At 37.4% G+C, this 15,242-nt stretch carries 10 protein-coding genes; 5 read left to right on the top strand and 5 right to left on the bottom strand.

What is annotated here, in order from left to right; translation table 11 throughout:
* Positions 1-2 precede the first annotated feature (2 nt).
* The 3 genes from hrpB to H4J57_RS05755 all read left to right on the top strand — a co-directional run bounded on the left by hrpB (position 3) and on the right by H4J57_RS05755 (position 5,445).
* Complete coding sequence (gene hrpB, locus H4J57_RS05745; RefSeq protein WP_182242220.1) at positions 3-2,528, top strand: ATP-dependent helicase HrpB; 2,526 nt, start codon at positions 3-5, stop codon at positions 2,526-2,528.
* Positions 2,529-2,581: 53 nt separating this feature from the next.
* The gene (gene mrcB, locus H4J57_RS05750) at positions 2,582-4,891 is read left to right on the top strand and encodes a penicillin-binding protein 1B (protein ID WP_310733704.1); all 2,310 of its coding nucleotides are present in this window, start codon (positions 2,582-2,584) and stop codon (positions 4,889-4,891) included.
* A gap of 158 nt (positions 4,892-5,049) precedes the next feature.
* Positions 5,050-5,445 (top strand): hypothetical protein, encoded by a 396-nt coding sequence (locus H4J57_RS05755; RefSeq protein WP_182215586.1) that lies wholly within the window; start codon positions 5,050-5,052, stop codon positions 5,443-5,445.
* 128 nt (positions 5,446-5,573) lie between these two features.
* Here H4J57_RS05755 and hemL read toward each other — a convergent pair whose 3' ends face one another.
* The 4 genes from hemL to H4J57_RS05775 form a co-directional block, all read right to left on the bottom strand.
* Complete coding sequence (gene hemL / locus H4J57_RS05760) at positions 5,574-6,857, bottom strand: glutamate-1-semialdehyde 2,1-aminomutase (protein WP_182215584.1); 1,284 nt, start codon at positions 6,855-6,857, stop codon at positions 5,574-5,576.
* Positions 6,858-6,931: 74 nt separating this feature from the next.
* Complete coding sequence (locus H4J57_RS05765; RefSeq protein WP_197517584.1) at positions 6,932-7,939, bottom strand: aspartate carbamoyltransferase; 1,008 nt, start codon at positions 7,937-7,939, stop codon at positions 6,932-6,934.
* A 183-nt stretch (positions 7,940-8,122) separates the two neighbouring features.
* Positions 8,123-8,554, bottom strand: coding sequence for a CopD family protein (locus H4J57_RS05770; protein WP_182215583.1), 432 nt, complete (start codon positions 8,552-8,554; stop codon positions 8,123-8,125).
* Positions 8,551-10,254 carry a chloride channel protein gene (locus H4J57_RS05775; RefSeq protein ID WP_182215581.1) on the bottom strand — a complete coding sequence of 568 codons (1,704 nt, stop codon included), beginning with the start codon at positions 10,252-10,254 and terminating at the stop codon, positions 8,551-8,553. Before H4J57_RS05775 ends, H4J57_RS05770 begins: the two co-directional genes overlap by 4 nt.
* A 78-nt stretch (positions 10,255-10,332) precedes the next feature.
* On the opposite strand from H4J57_RS05775, the gene H4J57_RS05780 reads away from it, so the two are divergent.
* Positions 10,333-11,064, top strand: a complete 732-nt coding sequence (locus H4J57_RS05780; protein WP_182221285.1) for a DUF6776 family protein — start codon at positions 10,333-10,335, stop codon at positions 11,062-11,064.
* Positions 11,065-11,090: 26 nt separating this feature from the next.
* Here the strand turns inward: H4J57_RS05780 and prsT are convergent, their stop codons facing one another.
* Positions 11,091-13,904 carry an XrtA/PEP-CTERM system TPR-repeat protein PrsT gene (gene prsT, locus H4J57_RS05785; protein WP_182242222.1) on the bottom strand — a complete coding sequence of 938 codons (2,814 nt, stop codon included), beginning with the start codon at positions 13,902-13,904 and terminating at the stop codon, positions 11,091-11,093.
* A 298-nt stretch (positions 13,905-14,202) separates the two neighbouring features.
* Here prsT and H4J57_RS05790 point away from each other — a divergent pair, with 298 nt between their 5' ends.
* The gene (locus H4J57_RS05790) at positions 14,203-15,075 is read left to right on the top strand and encodes a PEP-CTERM sorting domain-containing protein (protein WP_182221283.1); all 873 of its coding nucleotides are present in this window, start codon (positions 14,203-14,205) and stop codon (positions 15,073-15,075) included.
* Positions 15,076-15,242 lie beyond the last annotated feature (167 nt).

The raw sequence follows: 15,242 nt of genomic DNA on the forward strand, positions 1-15,242 counted from the left end.
AAATGTCTGTTTCTCCATTACCCATAGAAAACATCAAAGCGGAATTTCTTGATGCATTAACTCAGCATCAAACTCTTGTACTATCTGCTCCGCCAGGCGCGGGTAAATCAACAGGCCTACCGTTATGGCTATTAGCACTTGGCCAATTTAAAGGTAAAAAAATATACTTACTTCAACCTCGTCGTTTAGCGGCTAAAACAGTTGCTTGTTTTTTAGCAAAGCAGATAGGTCAGCCGGTCGGGAAAACAGTCGGTTATCGGTTGAAAAATGAAAGTAGGGTATCTGAAAATACTCAATTGGAGGTCATCACTGAAGGTATATTCACCCAAATTATTCAGCATGACCCTGAGCTTGAAAATTGTGCTTTAGTGATCTTTGATGAGTTTCATGAAAGGTCACTTCATGCAGATTTAGCTTTTGCATTAGCACGAGATACACAACAAGGGTTACGAGACGATTTAAAAATATTATTAATGTCAGCAACGTTAGCGACTGCTGAATTACTCAAGCAATTACCCGACGCCGTTTCTCTTGCTAGTGAAGGTCGAAGTTTCCCTATTGATGTTAGTTATTCGCCAGTAAAAAATAGCCGATTATGGCGTGAACACGCGGTTAATATTTGTAAGAATGCAATAAACTCGCACCAAGGTTCAATATTGGTTTTTTTACCCGGTATCGCTGACATTCGTTTTCTTGCTGAAAAGTTAGGTGAGTTATTACCCAAGCATTTTTTATTATGTCCATTATATGGCAACTTAACGCTTGCGGAGCAACAACAGGCAATTTCGCCTACCGAGCAAGGGCTTCATAAAATTGTTCTAGCAACTAATATTGCAGAAACGAGTTTAACTATTGAAGGAATTGATTTAGTTATAGACTGTGGTTTAGAAAAAGTCGCCATCTACGACCGGCAAACGCTGACAAATCAGTTACAGCAGCGTAATATTTCTAAGGCCTCTGCAATACAGCGTATGGGACGTGCGGGTCGAATGATGGCAGGTAAATGTATTCGACTTTACAGCGACGAAGATTTTCAGCGCAGGAACGAACAAAGTGCCAGTGAAATTCAACAAGCTGACTTACTTCCTATGGTTATAGAGGTTGCACGCTGGGGTGTTAAGCAATTTAATGAACTACCTCTGATAGAACTTCCGGCAAAACTACTCGAAACTCAAGCATGGCAAGAATTACAAAAGCTGCAGATACTTGACGATAAAAGAAACTTAACTCCACTTGGCAAAAATGTTGCTGGTTTTGCTTGTCATCCACGTTTTGCTAAAATGATTGTGAGAGCCTCAGCATTAGAAAAAAAACATCAATACTTAGGATTAACAAACCTCGCCGCATTGTTAGCGTCATTGCTTGAAGACCGAGATATATTTCGTGGTGAACGTGCATTTACCGATTGTGACTTACGTCACCGTTTGAGTGAGTTAATTCAGCAATCAAACAGCAAAAAATATCAGTCATTTTTCCTACAAACAAAAAAACACTTACAAAGAATTAATGAAGTTTCAGTATCGAATTTATCAAGCTTACCAGTGGAATTAACCGGATTATTACTTGCTTTAGCTTATCCCGAGCGTATTGCTAAACAACGGGCACAATACGGCCATTTTTTAGCTGAAAATGGTAAAGGTCTTATGATCAATGAGCAAGATGCGCTGGCGAGTGAAGATTATATTGTGGCTGCTAATTTAGCTGAATACCAACAAAAATTACAAGTAAGACTTGCTGCACCGGTTGATATTAAACAGCTTATTAATTTGAGAATTATCGCTGAAAAACAAATAAAACAACTTAATTACGATTCGAAAACCCAACGTATAAGTGCTAAGCAGCAAACAGTATTTGGTGCTATTGTCTTGTCAGAAAAGCCCAGTAATGAACAAATAAGTGATGAAGCACTAGCTACTTTATGGCAACAACAAATTGAGCGAAATGGTCTGTCCTATCTTCATTGGCGCGAAGCTGATCAAAAATTACTCAGTCGTTGGCGTTGGGTTAATCAAACTCAGCCGCATTTAAATTTTCCTAATGTTGAGGAAAGTGATTTATTACAACACTTAGCGTTATGGTTAGTTCCTTTTATTGGTGCGATTAAAAATAAAAACCAGCTAGATAAAGTAAATTTATCATCGGCATTACTATCGTTACTTGATTATAACCAGCAAAAAACCTTCGCTCGTATTGCCCCTGAGTATTTTGTTGGCCCAACAGGAAGACGTTGCCCAATTCGATATAGTGTCGAGCAAGCGCCAATTGTTTCAATGCCTATGCAAGAGCTTTATGGCGTGAGTGTTACCCCTAAGGTTGGCGATGATCAACATAACAGCGATGTTTCCTTGATTATTGAGCTGCTATCGCCGGCAAAGAGACCTATTCAAGTGACACAAGATCTCATTGCTTTTTGGCAAGGAAGCTACAAAGAAGTACAAAAAGAGATGAAAGCAAAATACCCTAAGCACTTTTGGCCTAATGATCCCGCTAATGCAAAGGCGACTAACCGCGTTAAAAAATATATGTAATGAAGCATTAGCTTTATTAACTGATGAAAATACTATTTAAAATGACTAATAATGTGAAAAAAGAAACCAAAGAAAAGACTGCTACCAGAGCCTCTCGGGTAAGTTGGTGCTGGCATACTGCTTTGAAATTGTTCATTACCTTTATATTTTTATTTAGCTTTTATGCGGTTTACCTCGACAGTAAAGTGAAAGATAAATTTGAGGGGCAACGGTGGAACATTCCCGTGCAAGTTTATGGCAAAGTTGACAGTTTCAAAGTTGGCGATAATGCTTCACTTGTTCAACTAAAGCAAAATTTACTTTTGTCTGGTTATCAGAGAAAGCAACAGGCGCTCAACCCGGGTGAATTTGCTTTATCAAAGACGACGCTGATTGTTTATCGTCGCGCTTTTGATTTTGGCAACGGTAATACGCACGTAGAGCGCTTCACTATTAATATTGCCGGTAACAAAATACTTTCTTTGTTTAATGAGCAAGGAGCTATTGAAAGTTTTTCATTTGAACCTTACTCACTGGGGCGATTAGTTCCTGAAAACAAAGAAGATAGGGTGATAGTCTCACTACAAAGAGTACCAGAGCAACTTATTGATACCTTACTATTAGTTGAAGACCGTGATTTCTATTTTCATGCGGGTGTTTCCCCATTAGGAATTTTTCGAGCTTTAGTGGCTAATATTCAAGCAGGGAGAACGGTTCAGGGAGGGAGTACCTTAACACAGCAACTGGTTAAAAATATGTTTTTAACCCGTGATAAAACACTCTGGCGTAAAGTTAACGAAGCGGTTATGTCGATTATTCTGGAGCTTAGATATAGCAAAGATCAGCTACTTGAAGCCTATATAAATGAAGTCTATTTAGGACAACACTATGCTAATGGTATTTATGGTTTTGGCTTAGCGGCTAAATTTTATTTTGGTCAGCCGATCCAATCTTTAACGATTGAACAAATGGCCATGCTTGTTGGGCAGGTCAAGGGGCCTAGTTATTATGATCCTTGGCGTCACCCTAAAAATGCTAAAAAGCGACGAGATCTTGTTTTACGGTTGATGTATCAAAATGAACTGATCTCACAAAAAAACTATCAAGCGGCAGTCGTATCACCTTTATCTATTCGTAAAACTCGCCGTTTAGCCAATAAAAAGTTTCCTGCTTATTTACAATTGGTCAAAAAAGAACTTTCTGAAAAGCTTTCAGCGTTCCAACAACAAGCGGGTGTTCGAGTTTTTACAGGCTTTTCAATAACAGCACAAATGAATGCAGAACAAACGATAGCTAAGCATATCCCTGAGTTAACAATACTAAACAAAGGCGAGTCCTTACAACTTGCCATGGTGGTTACCGATATCAAGTCAGGTGAAGTAAAAGCCTTAGTTGGCGATAAAAAAGCGGGTTATGCCGGATTTAACCGAGCATTAGATGCTAAACGTCCCATCGGTTCATTAGTAAAACCCGCAATATACTTGGCCGCTCTAGAGCGTTATCAACAATATAACTTTGCAACCTTATTGAACGACGAACCTATTGTACTTATCAGCGATGGGGGCAAAGAATGGCGTCCAAATAATTATAATGGAAAATTTGAAGGCAAGGTAAGCCTACATGATGCTTTAGTTAGGTCGTTAAACGTGCCAACAGTGAATTTAGGTATGCAACTCGGCTTAGAAAATATTGCCAATATCTTTCACTTGCTAGGTTATCCCGAAGATATCGTCACTCGCCCTAGTATGTTATTGGGCTCTTTAAGTTTATCACCATATGAAATTAATCAGCTTTATTTATCTATAGCCAATCAAGGATTTAAGAGTAATAGTCATGCGATTGACCGTATTATCTCGGCACAGGGCGAAACTTTATGGCAATTTGAAGCGCCAGACGAGCAGTTGTTCTCAACTCAAGCTATGTATTTACTTGACCATGCTTTATCACAAGTAACCGAAGTAGGAACGGCTAAGTCGCTTACTTGGCGTTTAGATGGGGCAGCAGTAGCAGGAAAAACAGGTACCACCAATGATCAAAGAGACAGTTGGTTTATTGGTTATGATAACCAAAACTTAGTGACGACTTGGCTAGGTCGTGACGACAACAAACCGACCAACCTAACAGGCAGTAGCGGCGCTTTAGTGCTATTTGCACAGTTTATGAATAAAAACGGTGTGGTTAACAAAAGTCGTTTAATGCCTGAAAATATTGCATTAACTAATTTTGAATCTTCCAGTGGTATCGCCGTCAGTATCGAGTGTGCTGAAATGATTAGTTATCCGGCAATAACGACAGGTCTTTTAATAGAGCCGCATTGTTTAGGAAAAAAGCTGATAGAAAAGAAGAAAAAGTTATCTTGGTTCGAACAACTTTTTACTGATTAGCATAACAGGTTTACTAATGTATCTTGTTTTTTTATCATGCCTTTTCTTGCATGTTTATTATACAGATACTATTGTATAAAAAATTAGCTGGCTCATAGGATTGCTTGTTAATCATAAGGGATTGATATCACGTATAAAATTAATACGCTGGATCTGATATGAAGCATCGTTTAAGTTTTGGCTTTTATAATATATTTGCAAATAATATTATTGAAGTAACCGCTGATGAAGGCGTCGAAATGACACTTGAAATGGTTGAGGAATGCCATGAATTTGTGCATGAGAACGTAGAAGGGGATTTTGCCCTGTTAATCAACCGCATTAATAACTACACCTATACTTATGAGGCGAAACTTTCAGTCGCATCTTATGAAGGTTTGAAAGCGCTTGCCTTTGTTTGCTATTCTGAAAAAAGTGTCTTAGTGACTAAGAAACTGCAGGCAAGTCGTTCATTTGATCAATGGAAATATCCGGTATTTTCAGGTTTAGAATTAGGTTGGCAACAAGCTTATCATTGGCTTGAAAATGAATTACTGGCCGTTAAAGTAAATTAGCGTCACCGTTAATAAAAAGGGATAGCCATCGGCTATCCCTTTTTATTTTAAGGATGGTCTTGTTAAAAATTAACATCCTTGTGCGTCAACGAGCGTGGTTTAGTCGCTAAACCACGCTAATTTTTACATTATAGTTGAGCAAAGCACTTATCAGCAGCGGCTAACGTTAATTCAATCTCTTTATCGGTATGAGCCATAGATAAAAAGCCAGCTTCATAAGCTGAAGGTGCCAAGTAGATGCCGTTTTCTAGCATTAAGTGGAAGAAACGTCTGAACTTATCTGTATCGCAAGCGGTTGCTTGTTCAAAAGTAGTGACAGGCTCTGGTGAATCTGTAAAGAAAAAACCAAACATTGCACCAGCATAGTTAATGCTTAATGACACGCCATTGCGCTCGGCTGCTGCTTTTAAACCCATAGCAAGCTTTTCAGTTGATGCACTCAATTGCTCGTGTTTATCACCGATGCTTAATTCATTTAATGCCGCTAAACCGGCAGCCATAGCGATAGGGTTACCCGATAAGGTACCTGCGTGGTAAACAGGGCCAATAGGTGCAATATAATCCATAATCTCTTTTTTACCGCCAAACGCACCGACAGGCATACCACCACCAATAACTTTACCTAACGTCGTTAAATCAGGAACAATATTGTAATGTGCTTGAGCCCCACCTAATGCAATACGAAAGCCGGTCATTACTTCATCAAAAATCAATACACTTTTATGTTCATCACAAACGTCACGTAGACCTTCAAGGAAACCTTCTACCGGAAGAACACAGTTCATGTTTCCAGCAACAGGTTCGACAATAATACAGGCGATTTCATCTTTATATTTAGCAAAGATTTGTCTAACTTCGTCAATATTATTAAAACTAACGGTTAATGTGTGCTTGGCAACATCAGCAGGAATACCGGGTGAATTTGGCACCCCCATGGTTAGTGCACCTGAGCCTGCTTTTACTAATAGCGAATCAGCATGACCATGGTAGCAACCTTCAAACTTTAAGATTTTATCACGTCCAGTGTAGCCACGAGCTAACCGAATTGCGCTCATGGTAGCTTCTGTACCTGAGCTGGTCATTCGAATGCGTTCCATTGACGGTACTAGTTCACGTACCTTCTCTGCCATAGTGATTTCTAGCTCGGTAGGTGCGCCAAAACTTAAGCCATTTTGAGCAGTTTCAATAACTGCTGCTAAAATAGCCGGGTGGTTATGGCCTAAAATCATTGGTCCCCAAGAACCGACATAATCAATATAAGCTTTATCATCGGCGTCATAAATATATGCACCTTCAGCGCGTTTAATAAAACAAGGCGTACCGCCAACACCATTAAATGCACGAACAGGCGAGTTTACGCCACCGGGAATAATTTGTTTTGCGCTGTTAAAAAGTTGTTCTGAATGGTTCATAAATTGCCTACTTTGTTAATTATAATACGACTAACATTAAATAAACTGTTGTCGCTTATATACTTAAGAATTATTTATTTGTTGGTGTACCAAGTCACTGGTTTTTCAAATTGGCTGAGCTTATTTTCAACACCCAGTGTTAAGGCAAATAATGCCATACGTACCAGTACACCATTTTGGGCTTGTCTAAAAATAGCTAGGTTGTCTAAATCATTTAAATCACTATCAAGCTCGTTTGCTTCAGGGCGAGAATCGCGTGGTAAGGGATGCATTATCACAGTATGTTGCTGGCAAAACTGCTGATAAACTTCTCTATTTAAGCTGAAATGACCACGGTACAAATTAGCTTCGTCTTTACTGGCAAAGCGCTCTTGCTGAATGCGCGTTTGATAGATGATATCGCACGATAAATTATGGTCAATTTTATCGGTAACCACAACTTGATGTCCGGCATTGGTTAAGGATGAGATTATACTGTCGGGCATGTTAAGTGCGTCAGGAGATATCATCGTTACTTTCATGTTTTTATATAAGCTGAGTAATTTTGATAATGAATGTACGGTTCTCCCGTGTTTGAGATCACCCATTAAGACAATATTTAAACCGTCTAAAGTTTTGTTATGTGGCGCCATTTCAGATTGCATGGTAAACAAATCAAGTAAGGCTTGTGTTGGGTGTTCATTAGCTCCATCTCCGCCGTTAATAACCGGTACACTACTGCCTTTTGAAAACTCTTCAACTGAATACATCGTGGGATGTCGCATCGCAATAATATCAGAGTAGCCGCTAATAACACGTGCCGTGTCAAAGAGAGATTCACCTTTACTCAACGATGAATTTTCTTGTCCAACGGTCTCACGAACAGCACCACCGAGAAGGTTAAAAGCAGCACCAAAACTGACTCGAGTACGGGTACTGGGCTCGAAGAAAAGATTGTTGAGAATTGCGCCATCCAACACATGACAACGCTTCTTACGCATAGCATAAGGCGCCATTAGTGATGAAACTTCTAAAATACGAGAGATAGCATCGCGATTAAGCTGCGAGACAGAAAGGATATGACTTCCTTCAAACTTCATCATAAAAAGTTACCTAAAATTATAAGACTGCGACTATTTTTGATGCAGGAATATAGCACAATTCAGAAATGTTGAGAATAGATTATCGCTGTTATTCAATTTCTGTGTGTCTAAATCAAAGCGTTCAAATTAATTAATGAAAGCTTCTTATGGGCTATAAACCAGAATATGAGCAAAGATAAGCCATTAGAAAGGTTTTAAATACACCAAATATAATATGGCGAGCAATATAAGGACGGGAAATTCATTAAAAATTCGATAAAATTTTCCTGAACGTACATTTTTATCTTCTTTAAAATCTTTAACTAACTTAAAACAATAACCATGGTAAGCGAGCAGTAAAATCACTAAAGTTATTTTTAAGTGCAACCATTTTGAAGCAATAAACCAAGCGTACCCGTAATAATAAATCAAGGCTATGCCTAAAGACACGGTTAACACAGCGAAAGGTGTTACAAAATATAACAAACGTTTTTCCATACCCTTTAAATGCTCGGCGACTTCAATACTAGAGGTTTCAGCATGATTAACAAACAGGCGTGGTAAATAAAAAACACCAGCAAACCAAGCGACCATAAAAAAAACATGGCAAGCTTTTAACCATAAAAGAGTTGTCATACTGTTGTTTTTCCTTCTAATAAATAACTTCTGATCTGTTCAAAAGTAATAATACCTAAGATCTCATTAGGATCATTATCATAAATATAAACACCACCATCTCGCTGTTCAATCAGGGCTAAATAGGCTTCAGCTAAAGTTGATTGGCTTTGCAAAGGTAGTAGCTGTAATTGTACTATTTCAACGCGCTTAGTGCCTGGCTCGTGTTTTATTTTTAACCATGAAAATGTTGAGTAAGGACTAAGACTTTCTGTTTCAGGTGCTACTTCAATAATAACATGATTTAACAATTCAACATTCTTCAATGCCCTGAAAACTTCCAAAGAACATTCTTGTTGATAAACGCTAATATTTTCCTGTAAAACGCCTAATACACCGATACGCTGCAATGATTTCTCGATGGGAGATTTTCGATATTTGAGACCCTGCTGCTCAAGTTGCATAACAAATACCGATCGGTTGTTGAAAAACTGCCCTGAAAAGACACAGGCAGTGGTGATAACTATCATTGCTGGCACAACAACCTCTAACTGATTTGACAACTCGACTACCGTTAATAATGCGGCAAGGGGAGCGTTTAGTGTTGCTGCTAAGAACCCCGCCATACCCATTAAGGCATAATCACCAGCAAAATTTTCTCCGGGTAGATAACCCGTAGCTAATACTGAAACACAGGTGCCTACAATAGCACCAATACCAATAATAGGACCGATAATACCACCAGGAATACCTAGGCCTAAAGCGGTAATGGTCATCAAGATTTTAGCGAATAAAACCCCAAGTAATAATTGTAAAGGAATATTATTTTCTAAGGCAAACGTTATTACACTTAAGTCTGTGCCCATAGCAAAGGGTACAAAGAAGCCAAGTATGCCAGTAATTAATGCCGCTAACATAATGCGTGGCACAATATGAATCGAGCTCGAATATTTTATAATAAGGACTAAGTATCGGTTAAAGCCATAGGCTAATAACCCAAGTATTAACCCTAATATAATCAAAACAGGGTAATGATGAAAACTGAGGGATATTTTACTAAAATATCCAAATTCATGGGCAGGCCCCAAAAGGCTTCGGGTGATCATTGACCCCGTAATAGAAGCGATCATTACAGGAATAAAAATATGCACTTTGTATTCGCGTAAAATAACTTCCATAACAAATATAACAGCGGCAATGGGGGTATTAAAACAAGCGGAAATACCTGCGGCAATGCCACATGCACAAAGTGTGCGTATGGTATTAAAAGGTAGATTTAACTTGTTACCTAAATAACTACTACAAGCGGCTCCTAAATGTATAGCAGGTCCTTCTTTTCCAACTGAGAAGCCTGAGGCTAATGCAATCACACTGCCGAAAAATTGATTTAACGTATTGCGAAATGGAATAATGCCATTAGCTACTTTTAGGCGATGTAATACAAAAGGAATGCCGGTACGTAAATACTGGTAGCCGGTTAGCCAAGCAAAAAATAAAATGACTAATCCGCCTACGATAGGCAAATGGAAACGACTTAAAGCATCTAAGCTGGTATAATTATCTTTTTGGACTAAATAAAAGCTTTGAACTGTCTCAATGCTGTAGGAGAATAGCACAACTAAAAGTGCTGATGCAGTGCCACCTAAAGCGGCTAACAAACAAAGTTGCCAGGAAGTTCTCGGTAAGGCTAAACGTTTTCTAAGTAAAGAGAGCGATATCATAATAATGAAAGGGTGCACCTTTTATTGTTTGAGCCTAAAAATATTTATTAACTCGTTGGATATCATAATACTTTTCAAATGAATTGGTTAGCAAAAATAAATCTAAATACGGTTGTTGTGCGTTTAGGCGCATTCCGTTCCGCCCTTTTACTTCTTCTCGTGATTGTTATCTGTCTTTACAGTGGCTATCGTGTTGGGAATTTTTATCATGGTTATCAAGTTAAAACGTTAGCACAACAGCAAACGCGATTGAGTAAACTCTATGAAAAAAATGTTCAGCAAAATAGTCAGATTAATACCCTTGAAGTAGAGCTAGAAGTTGAACGTATGGCTAATCAGCACTCCCAAGAGCTTTTAAAAAGCATGGAGTCTGAGCATTATGAAGTAAAAAAAGAATTAGCTTTTTATGAAAAAGTGATGGCACCAGAAAAAACCGCTGATGGATTGGCTATTGATCGAATGATGATCCATCCAACAGCCAGCCCACATCATTTTCGTTTTCAAATTGTGTTAATGCAACAGCAAGTACGTAAGCGTTTTGCTAAAGGCTATGTCGATTTTACTTTATTGGGAAGTTTAGATAATAAGCCAAGCGAATTAAAGTTAAGTAATATATCGGTATCTACAAAGAAAGATTTATCCTTTAGTTTTCAATATTTTCAAATTGTTGAAGGAGAGTTCACTCTTCCTGAAAACTTTCTACCCGAAAAATTAGCGTTAGCTGCTATTTTGCCAAAAAATAGATGGCAAAAATATCAGCGAATAGATCAGAGCTATATCTGGAATGATTTATTAAAAAACACTCAATAATGACAAGTTTTTTTTAATTATTCACGCTATTCCTCAGTAAGCTTTTCCATAAGTGCTATAGCCGCAGCTCTGTTAGGAAGTGTACTTTCATTTTCTAACGCAGCCTTTAGATATTTCTTTGCTTCACCCTTGCGATCTAATTGATATAAAGTAACAGCTAAGTGATACTTTATTTCAGCATTGTTGAAATCTTTAACAATAACTTGTCTAAATATAGGTAGTGCCAAATCTGCTTGTTTATTTAGGGTATAAGACCAAGCAAGTGTATCCATTATTGCGACATTATCAGGTAATATCTTGTCTGCTTTTTTTGCATACGTTAATGCCTGAGGGAACTGCTCCAGTTTAATGAATACTTGTGCGGCATTATTCAACAAAATTGGCAGTTCAGAAAACACCTCAATTAAATCTTGGTATTTTTTAGCAGCACTCTGCAGTTGATTTTTTGCGACTAGTGTATCGGCTATTGCTATTTGAGAGGTAATGTCTCTTGGGTTTTCTTTAACCCAAAGGGTCAATAAATCAAGCGCCTTTGAAAATTGTTCTTGTTGTTTGTATACACGATATAAACCATAAACCGCGGGTCGGTTTTGACTTTTTTTCAAGGAAGCTAGAAATATTTTTTCTGCTTCGGCTAGTTTTCCTAATTGTAAGTATAAGTTACCCTCAAGGTTGTTTAAAAAGATAATATTAGTACTTTTTTTGGCTATACGCTTTAAAATATCGAGCGCTAACGTTTCGTTTTTTTGTTGCAGATAAATATCAAACAACTTTAAATGGGAGTCAAGATTTTCAGCATTCCATGAAATTGATCGTTTTAAGCTGAGTGTAGCGCCTTCAAAATCTGAGCGTGACAATTGTGCATCAGCAAAAATATTATAAACATTTGATTTATCATTACTATTTTTAACCGCCAATTCGAAAGTACTAAACGCTTTTTGGTATTCTTTATCTGCCATGTATAAATTAGCGAGTGCTAGATAAATACTTCCTGCTTTGTTGTTTTTGTTTAAAAACTCACTGGTTAAGGTTATCGCTTCTTTCAATTGGCCAAGCATAACTTGTATTTCAATAATATTTATTAATGCATTGGGGTTAGTATTATCAACACTGTAGGCTTTTTTGTAGGCTGATAACGCTTCATTATTATTGTTGGTTAGGCGATGTATATTACCTAGCTCAATCAGTAAAAATGAATTGGGTTCTGTTAGTTCAACGATTTTCTTATTTATTTTTGTTATCGCTTTTTCTGGCTGTTGTTCTATAACATCGATTCTTGATAAATGGACAAGTGTCCTAAGGTTGTTAGGGTTTAACTTTAGTGATTGTTCTAGTGATTCTTTTGCTAGTAGGTGCTGTTCTAGTTGACCTAATAAAATACCTTTTTTTAAGTGCAAAACGCTATCATCACTTTGTAAAATTAACGCAAGGTCTAATTGCTCTAGTGCCTGTTCAAACTGATTGTTTTGTTGGAAGGCCTCTGCGAGCAGCACAATAAAACTTATATTAGCATCTATTGATTTTGCTAATTGAAGGTGAGTAATAGCTTGTGGGAACTTTCCTGTTAAAATTTCTAACTTTGCTAACTCAAATAAAGGTTGGGGATCTTCTTTATCACTGTCAATAACATCTTTGAGGTAATCTTCAGCAAGTTGTAGTTCTCCTAATACGGTATAGGTCTGACCAAGAAGCGACCATGTTTCAACGTCGTCAGGGGTTACTAGCTTAGATTTTACTAATAATGTTTTTGCACGAAAGGGATTATTTAATGCGAGTTCAATTTGAGCGGCTAACTTTAACGCTCTTATATCGTCACTAATAATAGCGATATATTTTTGCAAAAAATCTTGAGCCTTTAAATTTTCTTGTTGCTGAAAACTAATCACACCCGCTAAATAAAGATACACGGGATTCTGTTTCATTATATCTTCGGGTAATCCCATTAATACGGTATTGATATGAGCGGTTGTTTTATTAACTTCTTCAGTATTACCTAAGGCACTGTTTGCAATTATCTTTAAATAATTTGCTTTCGGCTCATTGGGAATTTCTGTGATGATTATACCAAGGTCGTTTAAAGCAAGTTGAAAATCACCCAGTTCAATATATAAACTGGCTCGCGTAAGTAACGCAGGAAAATCTTTATTGTTTAGCTCAATAACTTGTGAAATTATTTTTAACGATTCAATCCGATTGCCAGCTTGCTGTTCTATATTAGCAAGCATTGTCAAAGCGATATTGTTTGTTGGCGATGAAGAGAGTGCTTTATCAATATAGGCTCTTGCTTGGAGCATATTTCCATTAAGCAGCTCTACTTGTGCTATGCCTAATTGGGCTTTGATACTACTAGGCATATACTCTAAAGCTTCTTGGAATAAAACTTTTGCTTGCGCTAAGTTATTCATCGCTATAAAAGCACGTCCTTGCAATACGGCAACTTTACTCAGTTGTTGTTTTTGAGTTATAGAAGCCATTGGCGCATTAATTACTTTTTTATATTTTTGCTGTAAAAGATAAGCTTCAAGCATTAACGGCAGTATTTTACTTTCATCGGCATTCTTTTCTTGGGCGTTTTCTAGTTGATTTTCTGCCGAAGCGCCATCACCCATAGCAATATATACTTCGGCGAGTAATACCATAGAAGGTAAATGTTCAGGATCATTTTTTAAGGCATTCTTTAAATGAATAATTGCCGCATTGAGTTCAGAAAGGTAAAAGCTTGCTAGGGCATCTTCATAAGGTTTATCTGCGTTTTGATCGGGCAAAGCCAGAGCATGCGAACTCAGCAATAAAATTGTGCCGGAGAGTAAGGCTAAAGTCGTTTTTACCAAAGAGGCCATTTAATTATTTCTCTTATGAAAATCAATTGCTAAGGATACTAGGAGTCATTATGAATATCTAGCAGATCTTTAATTGTTTAAGTTGTACATTTAATAGTTGTCGATATTTTTTACACTTTTAGGTAAAATAACCGATATATAAAATAATATAATCCTATGCACTTAAAAATAAAGGGCTTTTTAATCTTGGCTTGAATATTGAATTGGGTGGGGTCAATAAGTAAATAAAATTTATACATAGTCTTGTGTTTTTATTACACATGTTATTTATGCCAGTATTTAGAAGTAGGTTTAAAATATGAAATGTTTAAAATGGATTGCAATCGCTGCACTTTCAGTATCAAGTATTAACGGGTTTGCTACAACACTTACCGCCGAAAACATAATGAATCAGTACACAGATAAAGGTTATTCTGATATTCAAGATAATTATATAGGTAAAGGTCATAGTAATGACATCAATGGTAAATCTTATCTATATGACGTTGACCAAATGTTTGTTTCTCGTGTCGGTACCACACTATCTGTTGATATCTTTACTGCATTTTACAACGATATAAATAGAGACGGCATCAGGCTTGGTGATTTGTTTATGGCTGCTGATAATAGTTTTAACAGTACTGGAGAATCGCCTTGGGATCCCCAAGGAAATACCTCAGATGACAGCTTTACTAGCGCTGCAGCTAATTCAAATACCGGCACAAATTGGAACTACGTTTACGATTTAAGTGGTGCACGTAATTCTAATTCAGGAACTGGGCAATTAAAGTCGAATTTTGGTGCTAATCAAGTTGTTTCTTCAACGACTCTTCATGGTAACAGTGCCCGTGCTGATCAAGCGGTTATGCTTGCTGATAATAATCATACTGATAAGATTCATGATTCATCTTCATGGTATGCAGATACTTCTTATAGCTATGCTAAGACCGTTGGTGGAACATGGAATGGCTACGGTAAGGTGAGTTTTACCTTTGACGTTACTGGAACTGCATTAGCGACAGCTAATCAAATTGCCTTTCGCTGGGCAATGACCTGTGCTAACGACATTATTGAAGGTGTAGTTTCTTTTGCTCCACCTACAGATACTATTGCAGTGCCGGAGCCACAAACATTTGTATTAATGTTACTTGCTATGTTTGGTCTTATTTACCGTAGAAAAATAACTCACTAATTGACCATTAGCTACTGACCCGTTAGTGGTTTAATTTATGCGCTATATTTAATTATATAGCGCATTTTTTGTATATATTTCAGATTAAATTCTTCTTCTTGCTGATAAATTTTACTATCTCAGACAATACTTGACTAAATTAGTCAAGTTTAAGATAATACACGCGA

The sequence above is a fragment of the Colwellia sp. BRX8-7 genome, from assembly GCF_014077275.1.
Taxonomy (GTDB): Bacteria; Pseudomonadota; Gammaproteobacteria; order Enterobacterales; family Alteromonadaceae; genus Colwellia_A.